Genomic DNA, 21,041 nt, shown 5'->3' with positions numbered 1-21,041 from the left:
AAGAAACCTTACTAGCTCGAAATCACCAGGGCAATGAAATTTGCCCAGTGCTTTCAGCTTTCTTATCCATCTCAGGCAAGCGCCAATCAATCGGTGTTTCACCTTGCTGCTCTAGATACTGGTTGGTTTTGGAAAAATGCCCACAACCGAAGAAACCTCGATAGGCCGACAAAGGTGAAGGATGAACGGATTCCAAAACGCAATGCTTCTGTCGATCAATAAAACGACCTTTTTGCTGTGCGTAACTGCCCCACAAAAGAAACACCAAGCCCTGCTTTTCTTGGTTCAATAGGGCAATGATTTTATCCGTCAAACGTTCCCAACCTTTATTCTGATGAGAGCCCGCTTGACCTGCTGAAACAGTCAACACACTGTTTAATAACAACACACCCTGCTCCGCCCAACTTTTAAGGTAGCCATGTTGAGCAGGCGTGATGTCCAAATCCTGCTGCAATTCTTTATAGATATTCTGTAATGATGGCGGCACCTTCACCTCTGGCCTGACAGAAAAAGACAAACCGTGCGCTTGCCCTTCACCATGATAAGGATCTTGCCCAATAATCACGACTTTGACCTGAGAAAAAGGCGTCGCTTGCAAAGCCGCCAAATAGTTTTTTGGGGAGGGATAAACCTGATCACTGGGTAAGGTATCCAAAAAGCTTTGTAAGGATTGCATATAATCCTTTTGCCACTCAGCTGAGAGTTTGTCTTGCCAATCGTTGGTTAAGGTCATCCAAGATGTCATACGAGTTCACCAGATTGTGCATTATGAAATGGATTCAAACTTGGGTTTCCTTTAAATTCAAAATAATAATCCAGCGGCAAACTGTCCTCTGGATTGAGCAAATATTTTAACAACAACCACGCCATTTCTCTTAACCCATAAGCCTGACAGTAGCTTTCTAATTTTAGCAAGCTGGACTCTATCGACAATGGCCAACCATATGCCTTGAGTAAGTTCACTCTTTGTACAGGGGTTAAATTGTGAGATTTAGCCACCACAGCTAGATCGAATAACGGATCACCTACTCCTGCGTATTCCCAATCAATTAACCACAGCTTATGATCATCCATCAGTACGTTTTTGGGATTTAAATCGTTATGACATAAAACGAAATCTAGACCACTAGGTTCAATATTAAGATCTTCTAGCTTTTCTTGCAGATACTGGCACTCTTGAGTTAAGCCTGTTTCTTCTAGGCCGCTTTTCGTTTCTATTAGTAGGGAAATGTGGGCTAGATAATGAGCGATTACCTTTTCAACTTGGTAATAATGCGCCACCAGAGGCAGTTGATGCGCTTTTTTCACTTGTTTAGCAATGCGCTCTATGTCCTGCGTTTGATGTTGAATATGCCACTCCAATGAGGTTTGTGATACAAACTCCATCAACATCAGATGGTCATCTTGATACACTAATTCTGGTGACACCAAGCTTTGAGCAGCCTGCTTCAGAGTGGCTAATTCGGCTTGGCGATCAATATAGAAAGCGGTCACATCAATATCCGCCAAGCGCAGCACAAAGGAAGCAGATCCCGGCTTCGATAGCAAATACACTTGGTTGGTAAAGCCTTCTTGTAATTCTCTTACCTGATAAGTGCCAATATCCGGTAAAAAGGCCGAAATTTTCACCAGCGAATCAGATAGTTTGCTCATTTTTCATCATTTTATTGCCAGAATTGTAAGTCGCTGTCAGAATGACTAACTGAACCATTTGAGTCAATAGACAACCTGAAGCAGATCAATGAATAAACACGAAGACATTATTCGTAAGATACAAGAACGCCTGAGCACATTGAGTAAATCAGAGCGTAAAGTCGCGGAAGCTATTTTAGCGGATCCAAAGACCACCATTCACTCCAGTATTGCCAAATTGGCCGCCAGAGCGGAAGTCAGTGAACCAACGGTGAATCGTTTTTGTCGTAGTTTAATCGGCAGTGGCTTTCCAGATTTTAAAGTGTCTTTGGCACAAAGTTTGGCAACAGGTACACCTTATGTAAACCTGAATGTGGAACCGGATGATGCTCCTGGTGCGGTGACTGCGAAAATTTTTGAAGCCGCAAAAAGCAACCTAACCCGTGCTCAAGAATTATTGCCCGAACCTTTGATCAGCCGTGCAGTGGATGTGTTGGCACAAGCACGACGCATCGAATTTTACGGTCTAGGCGCTTCAGGTCCAGTTGCCAAAGACGCGCATCACAAATTTTTCCGTCTCAACATGCCAGTAGTGGCTTATACAGATATATTGGTACAACGCATGGCGGCGGCGGGTACTCATCCTGGTGACGCTGTGGTGCTGATTTCTTACACAGGTCGAACCCTACCCTTAATCGAAACCGCTCGCGTCGCTCGTGAAGCAGGCGCCTCCGTTATTGGCATAACCAATCCAGGCTCTCCTCTAACGGAGCATTGCTCTATTGTCTTGCCAATTGAAGAAACGGAAGATACGGACATCTATACGCCGATGAGTTCGCGAATTGTGTATTTGACCCTGATCGATGCATTGGCAACCGGTGTCTTGCTAAAACGCGGCCCAGAATTCAATGCTCACTTGAAAAAACTCAAGCAAAGCGTGCAAGACACTCGCTTGCCAAAAGTAGATAAGTAATAGCCTCTGTTTTGGCTTTGTTATGATCTTTTAGAAGGTGACACTGATGTCGCCTTCTATGCATTCATAAGAAAGAAAAATTACATTCCCCCTCATTTTCAGAGCTTTTTACAATTTTGAGCGAGTATTTTGCAAGATTATCGCAGCTCAGCCCCCTAGAATCCTTATACGTCTTGAAATAGGTCAAATGACATTCATTTTCTTCATAGAAAAAGAATATTGTAATTATCTAAGATCAATGACTACCACAATAAAAAATTTAACAAATATTCGCTTTCGGATGTGGTCATTACCTGACTTTCTGTATACCACTCTTTACCGTCATCCAGTTATTCGGATGTGCTGTCTTTAAATATCTTCGTGATGTTATCCGCAAGCCCGTCAATTTAGGGGACAAATATGATTGAAAGCAGTTACGCGATCAGCTTTACCTTCCTAGCCTACTTAGTTGTCATGCTGGGCATTGGTTTGTATGCATATAAATTAACTTCCAGCTCTGAGGACTACTTTCTTGGCGGTCGTTCATTAGGACCATGGCCAACAGCCATTTCTGCAGGTGCGTCAGATATGAGCGGCTGGTTGCTACTAGGTTTACCTGGCTACGCATATGCTGCCGGTATGGAATCCATTTGGATTGCGATTGGTCTGTTAGTAGGCACTTGGTTAAACTGGTTAATCTGCGCAAAACGTTTACGTACTTACAGTATTAAAACCGATAATGCGCTTACCCTTCCAGATTTCTTAGCAAAACGCTTTAACGATAAATCATCGCTCGTTCAAACTATTTCAGCACTCTTTATCTTACTCTTCTTCCTTTTCTACACCAGCTCTGGTTTGGTTGCGGGTGGCAAGTTGTTTGAAACTGTATTCGGATTGGATTACACCTATGCTGTGATCATCGGCACTGTCTGTGTTGTTTCCTATACCTTGTTTGGCGGTTTCCTAGCGGTGGCTTGGACAGACTTGGTTCAAGGTCTGATGATGTGTGCCGCTCTTGTTATCGTACCTATCATTGCGCTTGACGGTGGCTTCTCACAACTGACTAGCACTTTAGAAATGAAGAATCCCGCCCTCTTGGATGCTTTCACCAATGCGAAAGGCGAAGCCTTGAGTGTCATTGGTATCATCTCATTGTTAGCTTGGGGCCTAGGTTACTTTGGTCAACCACACATTTTAGCGCGTTTCAAAGCAGCACGTTCTAACAAAGACATCACCACAGCTCGACGTATCGCTGTGTCTTGGACCTTGATTTCTATGGTCGGTGCTCTGTTGATTGGTTTTGTGGGTATTCCTTACGTTGATACTCACCTTGCAGGTCAATTAGATGATGCAGAAAAGATTTTCATGATTCTGGTGAACGCCATCTTCCACCCTGTCGTTGCGGGCATTCTATTGGCGGCAATTCTTGCCGCTATCATGAGTACAGCGGATTCTCAGTTGTTGGTTTCATCTTCTGCCCTGGCTGAAGATTTCTACAAGCAACTGTTCAACAAAAACGCAAGTCAACAACAAATCGTTATTGTGGGTCGTTTAGCGGTTGTGGTGATTTCCATTATTGCCTTGGTGTTAGCACTCAACCCAGAAAGTTCTGTACTTGGTCTAGTGTCTTACGCATGGGCTGGTTTCGGTGCGGCATTTGGTCCTGCTATCATTCTGAGCTTGTTCTGGCGCAACATGAATCGCAACGGCGCTCTAGCAGGCATTATAGTAGGTGGTGTGACGGTAGTGGTGTGGAAACAGCTATCAGGTGGTCTCTTTGATGTTTATGAAATCGTGCCTGGTTTCATTCTATCAACGATTGCTATTTTCACGGCTAGCATCCTATCTGGTGAGCCAGAAGAGTCTGTTACGCAATCATTCGATGATTACGAAAAAGCCTTGGATACAATGGATTAATCCCTAGAGGATTAGACTCAATTCCATAACGAAAGCTCATCATCATGATGGGCTTTTTTGCTACTCGCAAGAAACCTCATACCATCAACAAGCAAGCAATCATCAAACCACAGCATACACTTAAGTGATCGTTATCTATGCATGGAAGTGTGCTCTCGTCCCATTAGAACCGTACGACAAAACAAGTGAAGAAAACCACTTCTTTGCCTTGATTTTGAAAGGAAATAAGAAATAAAAAAAGGGGCTTATAAAAAGCCCCAAACACCATTTACTAACGAAATGTTAGTAGCCAGAGGAAAGGGTTAATCGTTGAACAGGCTACAGGCACCTTGTTCCGCACCGCTTACTAAAATACGTTGCGCACTGAATAGCTCGCGTCCCATACCTTGATGAGAGGCTGTTAAATCTTGTGTCGCCGCTTCACGCTGCTGCAGCTCTTCTTCAGAAACCAATAAAGATAAAGTACCTTCGTTAGCATCCAAGCGCACCATGTCACCATCTTGAATTTTGGCAATTAGGCCACCTGCAAGGGCTTCGGGTGTCAAATGAATGGCGGCAGGCACTTTACCCGACGCACCGGACATACGACCATCCGTCACCAAAGCAACCTTATAGCCTTGATCCTGCAAATTACCGAGGAAAGGCGTTAACTTATGAAGTTCAGGCATGCCCATAGCTTTTGGACCTTGGAAACGAATCACGGCAATACAATCGCGTTTCAATTCACCGCTGCCAATGGCATCCGCTAAATCGTGCTGACTATGAAAAACAGCCGCTGGCGCTTCAATCACACGGTTTTCTTCTTTAACCGCAGAAACCTTGATCACAGAACGACCTAGGTTACCTTTCAGTAAAGACAAACCGCCCTCTTTACTGAACGGGTTATCAATCGGACGAACCACATCCAGATCCAAGCTTTGCGTTGGACCATCACGCCATACCAATTTACCGTCCACCAAAAATGGCTCTTTGGTGTAATGCTCAAGGCCACGACCAGCGATCGTATTCACCTCTTTGTGCAGCAACTCCCCTTTAAGCAGTTGATTCACCAAGAAAGCCATACCACCTGCCGCTTGGAAATGGTTAATATCGGCCTGTCCATTTGGATAAATGCGCGTTAGCAAGGGCACGACTTTCGACAATTCCGCAAAGTCGTCCCAAGTAACAATGATACCCGCCGCACGAGCATAAGCGACGATATGCATAGTATGATTGGTCGAACCACCGGTCGCCAGCAAACCGACAATGGAGTTCACTATGCTGCGCTCATCAATCACTTCATAAAGTGGGCGATAGTCACGTCCTAAAGCGGTAATCTTGGTAGCAAGTTGCGCCGCATGCTCTGTTAACGCTTCGCGTAATGGGTCAGTTGGGTTAACAAAAGAGGAACCTGGTAGCTGCAAGCCCATTATTTCAACTAACAGCTGATTAGAGTTAGCGGTGCCGTAGAAAGTACAAGTACCAGCACTGTGGTATGAAGCAGCTTCTGCTTTTAATAACTCTTCACGGGTTGCATTACCTTGTGCATAACGCTGGCGCACAGCGGCTTTTTCCGCATTGGTAATACCTGATGGCATTGGGCCTGCAGGAATGAACAAAGAAGGGAGATGACCGAAACGCAATGCCGCAATCAGCAGTCCTGGAACGATTTTGTCACAGATACCAAGAAAGATGGCCGAATCAAACATATTATGTGACAAACCAATAGCTGCACCTTGAGCAATATTGTCGCGGCTAAATAAGCTCAGCTCCATACCATCTTGCCCTTGCGTAACCCCATCACACATAGCGGGCACACAACCTGCCACTTGCGCTACGGACCCCATGGCTTTGACCGCCGCACGGATCTTGTCGGGATACCCTTCGTATGGCTGGTGCGCTGACAACATATCATTGTAGGACGAGATAATACCGACATTTGCCGCTTCCATTAGAGTCAAAGCTTGCTTTTCTTGCGGCTGACAGGCAGCAAAACCGTGAGCCAAGTTACCACAGGACAACTTACCTCGGTGGGGCCCCTGTTCCTCGGCTTGTTTCATATCCTTAAGATATTGTTCTCGTAGTGTTTTACTACGCTGAATAATGTCGTTCGTTACCTTAGCAACAATCGAATTCATGACTCTCTCCGGCGTTATAATCTGTTTTCACGTCCCACAACGTGAATTTATTTTGTAATATTACTACATTTTTATTTTATTTCACCCCTAAAAATCCATAAAAACCCAATTCATTCGAGAAATTTTGTAATAAAGTTACATTTAGGGCTAGATATCCCTCTGAAATTCGTTAGAATCCACATCAATTTGTAACATATATCAGTATAGACTCTGATTCATATCAAGACTTGATTAAAAGATGATCATTTCTCAAGGAATTTGTTACAAATCCTTGCTAAAAAAAATACTTATGTAGTATTTTTACGTCAAAGAATAATTATTGAACGTCGCGTGTTCAAAAAACGAACATGGACATTTTTCACACTAGTTAGAGGTGAGTATGACTATTAAGGTAGCTATTAACGGATATGGACGCATTGGACGCAACACACTAAGAGCCCTTTACGAGTCAGGCAAACGTGACCAAATCCAAATTGTAGCCATCAACGATCTTGGTGATTCTAAAACCAATGCCCATTTAACAAAATACGACACGGTACACGGCCGTTTTGCTGAAGAAGTGACGTTTGATGCTGAAGCTTTGTACATCAACCAAGATAAGATTCGCACTTTCTCTGAGCGCAACCCAGCTGACTTACCTTGGGCTGAATTGGGTGTGGATGTGGTTTATGAATGTACTGGTTTCTTTACGACAAAAGAAAAAGCCAGCGCACACATTTCTGCAGGCGCGAAAAAAGTCATCATCTCAGCACCGGGTAAAGAAGTAGACGCCACCGTTGTTTTCGGCGTAAACCAAAATGTGCTAACAGCAGATATGACGGTTATTTCTAACGCTTCTTGTACCACTAACTGTTTAGCACCAGTGGCGAAGCCATTGAGTGACAAACTGGGCATTGAAAGCGGCTTGATGACCACCATTCACGCCTACACCAATGACCAACGTTTATCAGACGTTTACCACGAAGACTTGTACCGTGCTCGTGCTGCGGCGCAAAACATGATCCCAAGTAAAACAGGTGCCGCTGCAGCGGTTGGTTTGGTGGTTCCAGAACTAGTAGGCAAATTCGACGGTATGGCCGTTCGCGTTCCAACCATTAACGTCTCTCTAGTGGACCTTACTTTCTTAGCACCGCGCGAAACAACGAAAGAAGAAGTCAACCAAATTATTGAAGATGCGATCAAAGCGGACCCTGTGTTAGCGCAAGTATTGAGCGTTAACTATGACCCTCTAGTGTCTTCTGACTTCAACCACAACACTTATACATCTAACTTTGATGCGACCCAAACTCGCGTACAAGGAAAGTTGGTTAAGATCATGGCTTGGTATGATAACGAGTGGGGCTTCTCTAACCGTATGCTCGACAATACCATTGCATTAATGAATGCAAAATAATCAAAATACACGAAGGCTGCTGACGCAGCCTTCGTCGTCTCTTATACTTCACTTCAAGCTTTCTAATCTTTGGTAAATAAACATGACACGTAGAACTAAAATTGTTGCCACTTTAGGCCCTGCTTCCAGCTCACCTGAAATGATTGAAAAATTGATTTTGGCAGGCGCTAACGTCTTCCGTCTTAATTTTTCTCATGGTCAACCGGAAGACCACATTAACCGTGCAGAAGTCGTGCGTGCCATGGCGAAGAAAAATAATCGCCATGTGGCGATTCTTGGTGACCTACAGGGACCAAAAATTCGTATCGCCCGTTTCAAAAACACCAAAGTTCAGTTAGAGGAAGGTGCTACCTTCATCCTAGACGTAGGTTTTGATAAAAATGCTGGCGATGAAACTCGTGTTGGTATCGATTACCCCCAGCTTGCAGAAGACTCTAGCCCAGGCAACATTCTATTATTAGATGATGGTCGTGTGGTCTTGGAAGTGTTAGAAGTAAAAGGTACAGAAGTGATTACCAAAGTCATTGTTGGCGGTCCATTGTCCAACAACAAGGGCATTAACCGTCAAGGCGGTGGCTTATCCGCAGCCGCTTTGACCGACAAAGACAAAGAAGACATCAAAACCGCTGCTGCGCTGAAAGCGGATTACCTTGCCGTTTCCTTCCCACGCAGCGCAGATGATCTTCACCTAGCACGTGACTTGGCTTTAGCCGCTGGATTGAAAGCTGGTATCGTATCAAAGGTTGAACGCGCTGAAGCCGTTGCTGACAACGAAACGCTAGATAACATCATTCTTGCTTCTGACGCCGTCATGGTGGCCCGTGGCGATCTAGGCGTTGAAATTGGCGATGCGGAACTGATTGGCGTACAAAAACACATGATCAAGCGTTGTCGTCAGCTAAATCGCCCTGTCATCACCGCCACACAAATGATGGAAACCATGATCACTAGCGCTATGCCAACCCGTGCCGAAGTGTTCGACGTAGCGAACGCCGTACTGGACGGTACGGACGCCGTTATGCTGTCAGCAGAAACGGCTGCAGGCGACTACCCAGAAGAAGTGATCCAAACCATGAACCGTGTTTGCTTGGGTGCCGAGAAGCAACCAGCTATTAACCGTTCTAAGCACCGTATTGATGTGACTTTTAACAGCATTGATGAAACCATTGCCATGTCGGCTATGTACGCTGCAAACCACTTAAAAGGGGTAAAAGCCATCATCAGCTTAACAGAGTCTGGCACCACGCCATTATTGATGTCTCGCATCAGCTCTGGTTTACCTATCTTTGCCTTGTCGCCAAACCAAGAAACATTGAACAAAGCGGCTCTGTACCGTGGTGTAACGCCAGTGGCTTTCTCTTCTCAAGAATACAATGTGGACAACATCATTTCCGGCTTGGTTGATCATGTTAAACAACTTGGCTACATCAAAGATGGCGATCTGGTTATTGTAACCAAGGGCGATCACTTGGTGAGCTATGGTACGACAAATTCTATGAAGATAGTTAAAGTGGGCGATATCGCCTAATTCGAGGATTGTAGATTGCACACAAAAATGGTCACTATGGCCGCCCAAAAGCGCATTGCTTTGGTGGCCCATGACAATATGAAAAGCGAGCTCATTAAATGGGCTCGCCTTCACAAAGACAAACTCATTGCGCACAAACTCCATGCCACCGGCACCACTGGCAATCTGCTACAAAAAGAGTTAGGCGTTAATATCGATGCTCTCATAAGCGGCCCACTGGGTGGTGACCAACAACTCGGTGGCATGATCGCAGAAGGCAAAATTGATGTACTGATCTTTTTTTGGGACCCATTTGAACCAATGCCTCACGACCCAGACATCAAAGCCTTATTGCGTGTTGCTGCGGTATGGAACATTCCCATTGCTTGTAGTGTCGCCTCAGCAAACTTCTTGGTGTCTTCGCCACTCTTCAATAATGAATTTGAACGTCAGATACCCGATTACGAAAGATACTTAAAAGAGCGACTGTAAAGCCTCTCTTTTAAGTATGTTGTGACACTTCCCCACCCACAACAAAAGCCGACTAAGACTCGCTGTTTGACACAAAATCAGCTATATTAGCGTCCTAAATTCGCAGCGTTTTTCTGTGTAGGCTACAAAAAACGTAAAAACTGCGTTAAACCCCATTACCAACGTTATTTGTTACCCCTCAACACCACGTTGGCAGACCAACAGGAGAGATGTTTTGCAAGCTGAAGTCGCATTAATCATGGGATCAAAAAGTGATTGGGCCACAATGGAAGGCGCTACTGAAATCATGGATGCCCTGGGCGTGTCATACCACGTAGAAGTGGTTTCTGCGCATCGTACACCAGTCAAACTTGCAGAATTTTCTGAAAGTGCCGCCGATCAAGGCTTTAAAGTCATCATAGGTGGCGCTGGCGGCGCGGCGCATTTACCCGGCATGGTGGCAGCACACACACATTTGCCAGTACTGGGGGTGCCTGTTCAAAGTAAAGCGCTGAACGGTATGGACAGCTTACTTTCCATTGCCCAAATGCCAAAAGGGGTTGCCGTTGGCACACTGGCGATTGGCACAGCAGGAGCATTCAACGCTGGACTATTGGCTTGCCAAATTCTCGCCACTTCTAACCCTGAATTGGCTGAGCGCATTAAAGCTTTCCGTCAGCAACAGACCGCTACCGTATTGGCTAACCCTGACCCAAGAGAGGTATAAGCCATGTCTGTATTATGGGTATTGGGTGCAGGTCAATTGGGCGCCATGTTAAAACACGCGGGCACACCACTTGGTTTGGACATTCGCCCTGTTGATATTGAAAGCCACGACACCTTGCCTTTGCAAGCGGAAGATATCGTCACCGCAGAGCGTGAAGATTGGCCAGAAACCGTGGCGACCAAACAACTGGCCTCTCATGCAAATTTCGTTAATCTAGCGACCTTTCCTCAGTTGGCTGACCGTCTAACGCAAAAGCAATGGATTGATAAGCTGGAATTAGCCACGTCACCTTGGTTTGCAGTAGAAGATGACAGCACAGCCAATTATGCCTACCAAACCCTTGGCGAGCGTGTGCTCATGAAACGCCGTCGTGGTGGCTACGATGGCAAAGGGCAATATTGGTTGAAGCAAGCTGAAGACACACAAATCCCAGACGATTGGAAAGGCCAGGCTATTGCCGAACAAGCCATTAATTTTGATGAAGAAGTGTCTCTCGTAGGCGTGCGTGGTGCCAATGGTGAAACACACTTTTACCCACTGACGTTAAACCTGCACATCAATGGCATTCTTTATGCGTCCATTTCTCCCCTTGCACGTCTCGCACCCTTGCAAAATAAAGCCGAAGCCATGCTAGGCAAACTGATGGAGGCACTGGACTACGTGGGTGTAATGGCAATGGAATGCTTTCGTGTTGGCGAGGAACTGCTTATCAATGAATTGGCCCCGCGTGTTCATAATAGCGGACACTGGACACAAGCAGGAGCCAGTGTCAGCCAATTTGAAAATCACGTTCGAGCGGTCTCAGGCTTGCCTTTGGCCCCAGCTGAAATCAAGGGCCAAAGCATGATGGTCAATTTGATTGGCGTGCCTGTAGACTATGATTGGCTCAACATTAAAGGGCTAGAACTCTACTGGTATCAAAAAGAAGTCCGACCTGGTAGAAAAGTCGGTCACCTAAATTTCAGCAGCAACCAACTTGATGTTCTCAATAGCGCATTAAAAGCCTTGTCTTTACCTGAGCCTTATCCTCAAGCCCTGACTTGGCTTGCAGACAACCTGCCCAATGATCTTTAAAACACCAGACCGTTAACATTTAGAACGAACTCAAAAATAATATTTCACTGTCCAAATGCCGCTGGTTTCAGCGGCATTTTCTCCCCCTCACTTACAAAAATACACATTAAACCTGAAATTATGCAAAAAAGAGTCTAGAATTTAGCAAATAAAGTAAAATACGACTTGTTTAGTTTTAAAAACTCCTTATTCTATAAGCATAAACTTCGTGTGATTTTCTGCCCCAAAATTATGCATAGAAAATGCGGCCAAATGATACAAATACGGCACTCTAGGATACTGATAAGGAATCTGGAATGAATCAAATAGAACTGGATAGTTACGACTGGCGACTGCTACGAGCCTTACAACAAAATGCGCGCTTAACCAATGTTGCCTTATCGGAACAAGTTAATCTATCGCCTTCACAATGTTCTAGACGTCTGCAAAGACTGGAGCAGAGCAACCTGATTGAAGCCTATTTCACACAACTTAACGCCAATGAACTGGGCTTTCAAGTGACGGCATTTGTCAGCGTCACCCTGGAAAAAGGCAGTCAACTGAGCGATTACCAATTCAAGCAAGCGATCAATGATCTGCCAAAAGTGCTGGAGTGCTATTCCGTGAGTGGTGAAGCCGACTATTGGTTACGCGTCATTAGCGAAGACCTACCGTCTTTGTCTATTTTTTTAAACGAAACCATTGCCGCTTTGGAATGCGTAAAACATCTTACCTCCACCTTAGTGTTAAACCGAGTCAAAAACGCACCCGCCATTCCGCTGCCTAACTGACCCATTGGCTGAGTGTATGCAGCTTGCCAACACTCAGCCTTGACCACGCTTCCTCATCAAGCCTCAGGTAAACGCATTACCACCACAACCCCCAGCAAGGCCAACAAAGAATAAACAAGTACCAAAGTAGACAAAGAGACAACCCCAGTCAGCAGGCCAAATACACTCATTAACAACAACATCACACCAATCACCGTATTACTGACTGCCACGTATTGCGTTCTGTCGTTACCTTCGGCCAAATCCACCAGATAGGTTTTTCGCCCTATACGCACGCCCTGATGCGCCACACACAACACAAAATACAAAAGCGGCATCAACCAAATGCTTTGCACCCAAACGGCATAAAAGCTTGTCAATACAAAGAGCAATAAGCCAACGCCAACCCCTAACAAAGTGGCCATCATCATCACCTGACGGCTCGAATAGTCCGAAAAACGCCCCCAAAAAGGGGAAGAGATGAGAGAGGCAAAACCGCTTGCCGCCATAAACGCCCCTAATACCCAAAGCCCATTGCCCAGGTTTTGTTGTGCAATCAATACATAATAAGGCGCACTCAATGCCGTACAGAGCAACAAAGAACGAGCAATCACAAAACGACGAAAGTCAGCATGAGTTCGTAACAATGACAAACCGCTGAATAAATCGACAAGGCGCACCTTTGTCTTATCAACCGGACTACTTGGCTCCTTAAGCTGAGCATAAATCAAAGCGGCAACACACCACACCAAAGCGCCAACCATCAAACAAACTGCATAGAGTATGGTGCTGCCCTGCAAATCAAAGAAGCCGCTAAACACCATCACCAGAGCAACCCCCAAAGTAATCAAACCCGCTGCACTGGACGCCCACCCAGAGACCCGACCACGATGCCCTTTGGAAATCGTCTTACCCAGCACATCCTTTGACGTAATCGAATTTAACCCTCGCGCAAGACTGAACAACACCATCAATCCAATCACACACCAACCCGCCAATGCCCCTTCTAGCAGCAAAGCAACCACACCAATAAAGAGCACACACAAGGATTGCATAATACTGCCACACACCCACAACCACTTGCGCAGCGCTACTCGCTGTATGTAGCTGGCCATCAATAATTGCGGTAACAATGAACCAGACTCCCGAATGGGCACCAACCAACCCAGCAAATACACAGGCACACCCGCACTTTGCAAAATCCACGGCAAAGTCACCTTAGGGTTAATTAACGCATCACCAAGATTGATCAATAACTGTGACCAAACCAGTTTTTTGACACTGTCTGACTCATTTTGCATCGACTCATCATGTTGCTTCGATCTAGGCAAATCTTCCCGCTCTGCACTCACTTGCGACATCCACAAACCCAATATTCCACCTACATCTCAATAGCATAGCATGCCCACACACCCACCTGTTTAAAACAACAAAAGAGCTTGAATCACTCCTCCTAAGTCAAGATAGAATTTGGCAGAAAAGAACCCTATCAAGCTATCCTCTCTGATACAGAAAAACCAAGCTACACCCGATAGACAACAACGAACAAACCGAACCTAACAACTTTTGTTGTATTTTTCTTCTAAGCCGCGTGTGCGGCGGCTAACTTGTAACTCGGCTAACGCTATGTTGCTGATAATTTCTAAGCCGCGTGTGCGGCGGCTAACCTACCCAACGAGAATTTGGCCGGATCACAAGCTTTCTAAGCCGCGTGTGCGGCGGCTAACAATTTCTATATGGCGTCCTTACGTCTGCTCAATTTCTAAGCCGCGTGTGCGGCGGCTAACACTCGAAAGTGCTATTAATTCTGCACGTCAATTTTCTAAGCCGCGTGTGCGGCGGCTAACCTGGCCAAGGCGCTGGATGACATCAAAGATCATTTCTAAGCCGCGTGTGCGGCGGCTAACGCCGTTGGGCTTCTTGATCGATGTTCTAGAGTTTTCTAAGCCGCGTGTGCGGCGGCTAACCTGGCCAAGGCGCTGGATGACATCAAAGATCATTTCTAAGCCGCGTGTGCGGCGGCTAACTGTTTGGTTCGTCTAGTCGTTCCGAAGCGTTATTTCTAAGCCGCGTGTGCGGCGGCTAACAGTTTTGTACGTCCCCACAATCTAGTGCGTGTTTTCTAAGCCGCGTGTGCGGCGGCTAACCTTTCACCCCGCCTCCTTAAATTTTTAAATATTTTCTAAGCCGCGTGTGCGGCGGCTAACACGATGCTGATTTTCAAATCACATTGCTGCTATTTCTAAGCCGCGTGTGCGGCGGCTAACGCTATTGTGACAGACGTAAACGGCATCTCTGCTTTCTAAGCCGCGTGTGCGGCGGCTAACAAAATTTAACTCAACGAATTGCAGAGTTAGAATTTCTAAGCCGCGTGTGCGGCGGCTAACGCTCTGTTAGGTTTAGGGTATCTTTTTTCCAATTTCTAAGCCGCGTGTGCGGCGGCTAACTCGGGTAAGCAGAAAACAGGCTCATCTACTACTTTCTAAGCCGCGTGTGCGGCGGCTAACAGAGAGTCACTGTTCAGAAGTTGCGGAGGTTTTTTCTAAGCCGCGTGTGCGGCGGCTAACTCTGAGGGTGTAGACACTGCCCAAACCCTAAATTTCTAAGCCGCGTGTGCGGCGGCTAACAAACGACCACCAGCAAGGAAATGCCCTGATTTTTCTAAGCCGCGTGTGCGGCGGCTAACACAATCCGTGACCACTGTGGTGACCGGAAAGGTTTCTAAGCCGCGTGTGCGGCGGCTAACAACAAGCCGCAAATAACAAGGCGTTTTTGGAATTTCTAAGCCGCGTGTGCGGCGGCTAACCAGTACAACCCAAGTAACCCACCTATGTCTCATTTCTAAGCCGCGTGTGCGGCGGCTAACAACGCAGTCACTCCCGCTGCCGTGTTCATAAATTTCTAAGCCGCGTGTGCGGCGGCTAACATAAAACCCCATCTGGGCAAAAAAATCACTTGTTTCTAAGCCGCGTGTGCGGCGGCTAACGCATCTACGTTAAAACCGGCTTGCTGAATTAATTTCTAAGCCGCGTGTGCGGCGGCTAACTGTCATAGATAAAACCATTGACACCTTGGTCATTTCTAAGCCGCGTGTGCGGCGGCTAACACTATATCGAAATAACAAACATGAACTGGTAATTTCTAAGCCGCGTGTGCGGCGGCTAACCTGATGCGCGTATCGATGCGGCGATTGCTGCTTTTCTAAGCCGCGTGTGCGGCGGCTAACCTGGTACGTTTGTTCTATTATTGATTCATGTATTTCTAAGCCGCGTGTGCGGCGGCTAACAAAAGTATTACTTAATCCTGGAATTGCGACAATTTCTAAGCCGCGTGTGCGGCGGCTAACTAGACTTTAATGGATTAAACTCATTTTTTTTATTTCTAAGCCGCGTGTGCGGCGGCTAACATCATGACCACGCACGATGAAGTAGTGGCGGATTTCTAAGCCGCGTGTGCGGCGGCTAACACATGGCCGCGCTATTTACTAAGCATTTTGGATTTCTAAGCCGCGTGTGCGGCGGCTAACGCTTTTCAATGGACTGGATTTTGACCGGACACTTTCTAAGCCGCGTGTGCGGCGGCTAACATCAACAGAACCTTTCAACTTTTGTACACGACTTTCTAAGCCGCGTGTGCGGCGGCTAACTAGGGCCGTATGCTTTAATGATAATGTCTGTATTTCTAAGCCGCGTGTGCGGCGGCTAACCATTGGGCCTACCAAACCACCCGCACCAAAGCTTTCTAAGCCGCGTGTGCGGCGGCTAACGATTTTTCTCATTCCAACTTACAAGTCGAGTTTTTCTAAGCCGCGTGTGCGGCGGCTAACCGAGAACGTGAACAAATGATTAAGGCCTTGGATTTCTAAGCCGCGTGTGCGGCGGCTAACCATCAATCGCTTCTAAATTTTCAACTTCAATCTTTCTAAGCCGCGTGTGCGGCGGCTAACTATATGGTCGCTCGCCCTTACAGCATCCCCAATTTCTAAGCCGCGTGTGCGGCGGCTAACATGGGCTTTTTAAACGCTCAAAACGAAGCAGTTTTCTAAGCCGCGTGTGCGGCGGCTAACGACGGTTACAGCATACAAGCACCAAACGGCATTTTCTAAGCCGCGTGTGCGGCGGCTAACGTAACGTCATATCCAACGCAGATACGGCAAGCTTTCTAAGCCGCGTGTGCGGCGGCTAACAATAGTTTATCAGCAAAAAAACGAGTCACACTATAGAGTTAGGTAAAAATAGTCTGTTTTACCAAAGTATTTTCTCTATATTGCAACTCGTTGTTTTAAAATTACTTTTTTAAAGAACGAAATTTATTGGTTAAAACTTAGGTAAAGCAATGTCTTTATTTAACCCATAAGTACTAAACACAAAGTCTGCCTCAATGGGTTGCTGTAAGGTTTTACGTTTAATCACCAAACGAAACTCTCGATCTTTCTCTAAGCTTTTCATTTGAATAAAAGGCAATTGCTTCATGTCTTCATTCAATTTGTAACCTTTGAAATGAGCAGCTGCTTCCTCATAAGTTTTGCCCAAGCCTGTCATTCGGCGACGAATTAAGTAATCGACGTTTCCCGGCTTGCGCAATCGGCTGAAGGATTCATAACCCAGCACTTTGCTTTGATCTACCGCTGAGATGGATTTGATGTGCAAGTAGTCCTCTAGGCGACTCATCCATTTTTGGATATTGAGGCGTTCAAGGTCTGCTTGGTTCATCGCAAAGAGTCTGAGCTTGTTGCCCACATTCGCTGCGTTCGTGTCTTTCGCTTCACGATAATTTGGAAAACTTACTGCAACAGGCGCGTGTTTGTTTGCATCTTGTATTTCTACTAATGCCAGATGCAACTGCATCATGACTTTCGACCATAGAAAGTGCATGCCAATATCGTCGCTCGGCAAAAGGGTTATGTCTTGGTAATAGTTCATAGACTGTCCTTGTGTTTATTTGTCGCTTTCACCAAATACGCCACCACGAACTAGGGTTGCCATAACATAGTGTTCGTCTTCTTCTCGTGTCAGCTCTTCTCCACGAGCCCAAGCATCGAAGAAACTGTAAAAGTCTTGTTTGTCTTTAGGCGTACGGAAAGCTTTGCCTAGGTTGGTTACTGCACCATAAGGCTCAATGGCGATAGGGCCAACGGAGAGTTCAGGGTCTTGGAAGTCTGTATACCATGTGTCTATAGTGCGAAGGGCGTTACCAATTTTTTGAGAGTGCATTGCAGCAACACCATCTACATCATAAAGAATCTTACTTTTTTCGCCTTTGCCTTTATCAAGCACCAATTCTTCGCTTGGATACACTTCTTGGGCACGGCCCATTTGCACAAAGCAGTTAATGTCGAGTAGTAGAAAGTCGTCTTCGCTGGCTAGGGCTTGAGCAATCAGTGCTGCAAGTGCTTCGGTCTTTTCCGATGCTGAATCAAAGTGGCGAGTGCTAAATCCACTTGCATCAAAGGTAAATTCCGTTTGCGTTTCGCCGTTTCGAGCCAACACATTGACTTCAATTTGTTCTGCGCCGACGCGGTTACGCCATAAAAAACGGCCATTGGCGATGTTTATCGCATAACGACGCGCCAGTTCTTTAAAGCCATGTTTCTCAATATAGGCTTTCGCAGCAGTTTCGTAGCTTTGTTTGAAATTGGCGTTGTTACAGGCAGACGGTTTGAAAATACCACCAAGGACTTTTACGGTAAATTGTAGATTAAGTGTGTCTTGGTCAGTGCCTAGAGAGCAGGCATCGACACGTTGAAGATTGGCTTTTTCCACTTCCGCATTTAATTTAGCAGGGTCATTTTTTACCGCCGCTTTGAGTCGGTTTGAAATGGTGCCTCGTACGGATTTTTCTTGTAGTTTTAGTGCGGTTACTTGGTTAGCATCCTTTCTTGTTGCCCAGCTTGTTCCATATAAATAACCATCACTTGGGACGAGTTTTTTTTCAAATGCCAATACGGATGCAATGGTGTTGTCTTGTTTAGCCATGTTAAATATTCCTTTTTCTAATGTTCAATGTGTTCGTGTTTAAGGTTTACAACTTTTTAAAACTCTGAGTATTCTTCGTCTTCCATGAAGGAAGATAAGAGGTGTTCGTGTGACGATTGAGTGCAGAGATACAAATCTCCGTCTACGCGATAACGCCACAATATTTCTTCAATTCTGTTTATACGATGGGGCATTTTAAACTCCCCTAAGGTCACTACACTTTCAGCAAAACGATGAGGTGTATCAGGGTCTCTCTGGTTCTTAGCTTCACCCAATTCACTAATACCTTGAAAACCTGTTGCTATTGGCACGAGCCAGCCTAATGATTTGCCATCTCTAGTTTTACGGTGAGTCTTCCACTCTACTTTTTCCCTAGGTTCACCTTCTTCGGTTTCTTCTTGTGTCACCAAACAAGTGTGGTGTATGGCTAGGTGATCAATCAGAGCTTCAAGCGCGTCTGCGCCTTCATCCATAGCCTGTGCAATCAGTTCTCGACGTTCAATCAATGCATAACCTGGCATAAGAGCACGTTTAAAACGTCGCATGTCTTCATCCTTACTTTCATCACACACCATGCAAAATGGCGCTTTAAAGGATTGAATGTCGCCACCCGCCAGCTTCATTTGTGCATTAAGTATTTGAGAGCAAGTTGAAACAAGTCTGTCGTGGTCATCTGATTGCAACTCTGGACACTCGAGAACGAGAGAAACGTCTAAATGACAACGTGCTTCTTCTATGAAAGAAGAACGTTCGCCTGATTTGTCCAGTGGATTTCCTGTCCCCACTATCGACGATACAAAGTCGTTACGCCCTTTGTAGGTTTGCAAATTAAGCTCATGACTCACGACACCAATACCATCGAAGCGGATTGGAATGTCTTGTTGATTGAGTTTTCGTTGCAGCGCATGAACGGCACCCAGCCAAGCCGTCATCGCAGGAAAACCTATGGTGTAAGGACTCGATAATGCATTCGCGTTATGAACTTTGATATGAGGAAGAATAAGCAAAGCTTTGGTCATACTCATCGTAGCATCTCCTTATTTTGCTCGACTATGCTGAACATACGTTGCCACTCAGCTTCTCCGAGCTTCTCGGCTTTTTTGCCAAGCACTTTTTCATAGCCATGAAAAATAAACTGCGTGATGGAAGCGAGAATATCGTCTAACCAATCGTTCTCTATGTTTCTTCCCTCTGCTTTTTCATGACATAACCATATGGTTTGAGATGATTTAAGCTGACTACTGGAGGCTATATATTGCTCGCTTGCCACCGCGCGTACTTGCCACATTATCTCGATGATATAGTCCACAATTTCTTGGTACATCTCGTCCCTATCCGCTCGAATCTGCATATTGTTACCATCGTTTTGATACAACTTGTGTAAGCGAAGAAAAATATCGCGACAAGCAAAGTGACGAATAGATTGAGAAAAGAAGTCCGCTTTAGGGAAGTGGGTATCCCGTTTATGAATTGCTGGAGGGGCGCTTATAAACAAGTGCGCTTTTCCACCATTTTGATTGTTTAGGACGCTGATATTCTGTGGTTTTGTTCCACCGTAGCCAATTGTCGTGAGGTCGTAGATTTCTCTAAAACTCGCGTGCTGTTGGTTATTTTTACGCTTATCTCTGGCCTCTTTTACCGCGTCACCAAAACGCATGCTATCAAGGCGTTTTCTCATATCGAAAACAATGCCAGAGGGCGTAAGAATAGAAAGCTGATGGTATCCCGGCTCTTGAGCAGTCGAAACGGGGAAATACACTTGTTTTATTTTTGAGCTGGTAACAACATTTTCATCCGTGGCTGTCATGGCAAGAAAACCTTGTTTAAGTTGTTCACAGGCTTCTTCAGCGGCGTTAGGTATCTTAAGCAGAGACTTTGATAACTCTGAGTCTTGCTCAATATGCTGTATTAAGCTCTGGCCATCTTCCATTTTAAGGGTAAGAAATTTATAAACATCAAGGGCTGCGGCATTACCTAATGCATCCGCTTCAACATCAATGTTGCCTGTTCGCAAGAAACCGTCTTCCCCACGATTTGAATGAGCAATAATTGCACTCGCATAACCATTTTTATTTTTACGCGCACTTGGATGGCTAAAGGTGCAAGGGTGCGTTGAAATGGACATCTGCCCTGCACGCTTAGCAGCATTAGGTAGCCAGTTTTTTAACGCAAAGACTTGTTCACATTCTTGCTCGGCTTCCTTAATCTCTACCTCACTCATCGAGGCTTTTAGGTTCTTTTTTAACCATGCGGCTTTTCTTTCTTCAAAGAAAGCGTTTATATTTTTATCCATTATCGTCCTTTCCTTTCCAGATACCAAACCACTTTAAAAGCTGAGCAATCAGAGTCACTACACTGCTCTTCCAATCAGCTTCTTTCTTCTTTTCATCCAATACACTGATTTCTTGAGTGCGTGTGATCGTCACCGTTTCTGTCTTAACTAATCGTTTAGTCATACCTTGCTTACCTTAATAACTGGCCAGTTATTAAACAGCATAAAACAAGACACTAAACCAATCAACCATAC

Annotated in this window: 17 protein-coding genes and 1 CRISPR repeat array; of the genes, 8 read left to right on the top strand and 9 right to left on the bottom strand. The window is 45.5% G+C overall.

Annotated elements, in window-relative coordinates:
* Positions 1-22 precede the first annotated feature (22 nt).
* Together ung and ACXAH2_RS07525 are read right to left on the bottom strand one after the other, a co-directional pair.
* Positions 23-745, bottom strand: a complete 723-nt coding sequence (ung, locus tag ACXAH2_RS07530; RefSeq protein ID WP_475077595.1) for a uracil-DNA glycosylase — start codon at positions 743-745, stop codon at positions 23-25.
* Positions 742-1,653: a phosphotransferase gene (locus ACXAH2_RS07525; RefSeq protein WP_475077594.1), complete on the bottom strand. Its 912-nt coding sequence runs from the start codon at positions 1,651-1,653 to the stop codon at positions 742-744. The genes ung and ACXAH2_RS07525 overlap by 4 nt, the downstream gene beginning before the upstream one ends.
* Before the next feature lie 88 nt (positions 1,654-1,741).
* Here ACXAH2_RS07525 and hexR point away from each other — a divergent pair, with 88 nt between their 5' ends.
* The gene (hexR, locus tag ACXAH2_RS07520; protein ID WP_475077593.1) at positions 1,742-2,605 is read left to right on the top strand and encodes a transcriptional regulator HexR; all 864 of its coding nucleotides are present in this window, start codon (positions 1,742-1,744) and stop codon (positions 2,603-2,605) included.
* Positions 2,606-3,004: 399 nt separating this feature from the next.
* Positions 3,005-4,501 carry a sodium/proline symporter PutP gene (gene putP / locus ACXAH2_RS07515; protein WP_475077591.1) on the top strand — a complete coding sequence of 499 codons (1,497 nt, stop codon included), beginning with the start codon at positions 3,005-3,007 and terminating at the stop codon, positions 4,499-4,501.
* A gap of 302 nt (positions 4,502-4,803) precedes the next feature.
* Here putP and edd read toward each other — a convergent pair whose 3' ends face one another.
* Positions 4,804-6,618, bottom strand: a complete 1,815-nt coding sequence (gene edd, locus ACXAH2_RS07510; protein ID WP_475077590.1) for a phosphogluconate dehydratase — start codon at positions 6,616-6,618, stop codon at positions 4,804-4,806.
* Positions 6,619-6,997: 379 nt separating this feature from the next.
* On the opposite strand from edd, the gene gap reads away from it, so the two are divergent.
* From gap to ACXAH2_RS07480, 6 genes are all read left to right on the top strand, one after another.
* Positions 6,998-8,011, top strand: a complete 1,014-nt coding sequence (gap, locus tag ACXAH2_RS07505) for a type I glyceraldehyde-3-phosphate dehydrogenase (protein ID WP_475077588.1) — start codon at positions 6,998-7,000, stop codon at positions 8,009-8,011.
* A gap of 82 nt (positions 8,012-8,093) precedes the next feature.
* Positions 8,094-9,539: a pyruvate kinase gene (pyk, locus tag ACXAH2_RS07500; RefSeq protein ID WP_475077587.1), complete on the top strand. Its 1,446-nt coding sequence runs from the start codon at positions 8,094-8,096 to the stop codon at positions 9,537-9,539.
* A gap of 27 nt (positions 9,540-9,566) precedes the next feature.
* Positions 9,567-10,010 carry a methylglyoxal synthase gene (locus ACXAH2_RS07495; RefSeq protein WP_475077821.1) on the top strand — a complete coding sequence of 148 codons (444 nt, stop codon included), beginning with the start codon at positions 9,567-9,569 and terminating at the stop codon, positions 10,008-10,010.
* Between the two features lie 214 nt (positions 10,011-10,224).
* The gene (purE, locus tag ACXAH2_RS07490; RefSeq protein ID WP_475077585.1) at positions 10,225-10,716 is read left to right on the top strand and encodes a 5-(carboxyamino)imidazole ribonucleotide mutase; all 492 of its coding nucleotides are present in this window, start codon (positions 10,225-10,227) and stop codon (positions 10,714-10,716) included.
* A 3-nt stretch (positions 10,717-10,719) separates the two neighbouring features.
* Positions 10,720-11,790: a 5-(carboxyamino)imidazole ribonucleotide synthase gene (gene purK, locus ACXAH2_RS07485; protein ID WP_475077584.1), complete on the top strand. Its 1,071-nt coding sequence runs from the start codon at positions 10,720-10,722 to the stop codon at positions 11,788-11,790.
* A gap of 296 nt (positions 11,791-12,086) precedes the next feature.
* Entirely contained in the window at positions 12,087-12,560 is a 474-nt protein-coding gene (locus tag ACXAH2_RS07480; RefSeq protein ID WP_475077582.1) for an Lrp/AsnC family transcriptional regulator, read from the top strand.
* A gap of 56 nt (positions 12,561-12,616) precedes the next feature.
* On the opposite strand, the gene ACXAH2_RS07475 is transcribed toward ACXAH2_RS07480, so the two are convergent.
* The 6 genes from ACXAH2_RS07475 to ACXAH2_RS07450 all read right to left on the bottom strand — a co-directional run bounded on the left by ACXAH2_RS07475 (position 12,617) and on the right by ACXAH2_RS07450 (position 20,970).
* Positions 12,617-13,900, bottom strand: a complete 1,284-nt coding sequence (locus ACXAH2_RS07475) for an MFS transporter (protein WP_475077581.1) — start codon at positions 13,898-13,900, stop codon at positions 12,617-12,619.
* A 218-nt stretch (positions 13,901-14,118) separates the two neighbouring features.
* A CRISPR array of direct repeats spans positions 14,119-16,725; the repeat unit is 28 nt; unit sequence TTTCTAAGCCGCGTGTGCGGCGGCTAAC.
* 130 nt (positions 16,726-16,855) lie between these two features.
* Positions 16,856-17,461 (bottom strand): type I-F CRISPR-associated endoribonuclease Cas6/Csy4, encoded by a 606-nt coding sequence (cas6f, locus tag ACXAH2_RS07470; protein ID WP_475077579.1) that lies wholly within the window; start codon positions 17,459-17,461, stop codon positions 16,856-16,858.
* A gap of 15 nt (positions 17,462-17,476) precedes the next feature.
* Entirely contained in the window at positions 17,477-18,514 is a 1,038-nt protein-coding gene (csy3, locus tag ACXAH2_RS07465) for a type I-F CRISPR-associated protein Csy3 (RefSeq protein WP_475077577.1), read from the bottom strand.
* A 56-nt stretch (positions 18,515-18,570) separates the two neighbouring features.
* Positions 18,571-19,539, bottom strand: coding sequence for a type I-F CRISPR-associated protein Csy2 (gene csy2, locus ACXAH2_RS07460; protein ID WP_475077576.1), 969 nt, complete (start codon positions 19,537-19,539; stop codon positions 18,571-18,573).
* Positions 19,536-20,807, bottom strand: a complete 1,272-nt coding sequence (gene csy1 / locus ACXAH2_RS07455; protein ID WP_475077575.1) for a type I-F CRISPR-associated protein Csy1 — start codon at positions 20,805-20,807, stop codon at positions 19,536-19,538. The genes csy2 and csy1 overlap by 4 nt, the downstream gene beginning before the upstream one ends.
* Entirely contained in the window at positions 20,800-20,970 is a 171-nt protein-coding gene (locus ACXAH2_RS07450) for a hypothetical protein (protein ID WP_475077574.1), read from the bottom strand. Before ACXAH2_RS07450 ends, csy1 begins: the two co-directional genes overlap by 8 nt.
* Positions 20,971-21,041 lie beyond the last annotated feature (71 nt).

The organism is Marinomonas sp. ABL3_031, assembly GCF_056161265.1.
Note: the sequence above shows the minus strand (reverse complement) of the source record. Positions and strands in the feature narration are given on the sequence as shown.

What these genes read in the sequence shown, in the direction of transcription:
- csy2 (WP_475077576.1), bottom strand. Translation starts at nt 19,539, where the DNA reads ATGAGTATGACCAAAGCTTTGCTTATTCTTCCTCATATCAAAGTTCAT.
- edd (WP_475077590.1), bottom strand. Translation starts at nt 6,618, where the DNA reads ATGAATTCGATTGTTGCTAAGGTAACGAACGACATTATTCAGCGTAGT.
- purK (WP_475077584.1), top strand. Translation starts at nt 10,720, where the DNA reads ATGTCTGTATTATGGGTATTGGGTGCAGGTCAATTGGGCGCCATGTTA.
- cas6f (WP_475077579.1), bottom strand. Translation starts at nt 17,461, where the DNA reads ATGAACTATTACCAAGACATAACCCTTTTGCCGAGCGACGATATTGGC.
- ACXAH2_RS07480 (WP_475077582.1), top strand. Translation starts at nt 12,087, where the DNA reads ATGAATCAAATAGAACTGGATAGTTACGACTGGCGACTGCTACGAGCC.
- ACXAH2_RS07495 (WP_475077821.1), top strand. Translation starts at nt 9,567, where the DNA reads ATGGTCACTATGGCCGCCCAAAAGCGCATTGCTTTGGTGGCCCATGAC.
- ACXAH2_RS07450 (WP_475077574.1), bottom strand. Translation starts at nt 20,970, where the DNA reads ATGACTAAACGATTAGTTAAGACAGAAACGGTGACGATCACACGCACT.
- ung (WP_475077595.1), bottom strand. Translation starts at nt 745, where the DNA reads ATGACATCTTGGATGACCTTAACCAACGATTGGCAAGACAAACTCTCA.
- gap (WP_475077588.1), top strand. Translation starts at nt 6,998, where the DNA reads ATGACTATTAAGGTAGCTATTAACGGATATGGACGCATTGGACGCAAC.
- csy3 (WP_475077577.1), bottom strand. Translation starts at nt 18,514, where the DNA reads ATGGCTAAACAAGACAACACCATTGCATCCGTATTGGCATTTGAAAAA.
- putP (WP_475077591.1), top strand. Translation starts at nt 3,005, where the DNA reads ATGATTGAAAGCAGTTACGCGATCAGCTTTACCTTCCTAGCCTACTTA.
- csy1 (WP_475077575.1), bottom strand. Translation starts at nt 20,807, where the DNA reads ATGGATAAAAATATAAACGCTTTCTTTGAAGAAAGAAAAGCCGCATGG.
- hexR (WP_475077593.1), top strand. Translation starts at nt 1,742, where the DNA reads ATGAATAAACACGAAGACATTATTCGTAAGATACAAGAACGCCTGAGC.
- ACXAH2_RS07475 (WP_475077581.1), bottom strand. Translation starts at nt 13,900, where the DNA reads ATGTCGCAAGTGAGTGCAGAGCGGGAAGATTTGCCTAGATCGAAGCAA.
- ACXAH2_RS07525 (WP_475077594.1), bottom strand. Translation starts at nt 1,653, where the DNA reads ATGAGCAAACTATCTGATTCGCTGGTGAAAATTTCGGCCTTTTTACCG.
- pyk (WP_475077587.1), top strand. Translation starts at nt 8,094, where the DNA reads ATGACACGTAGAACTAAAATTGTTGCCACTTTAGGCCCTGCTTCCAGC.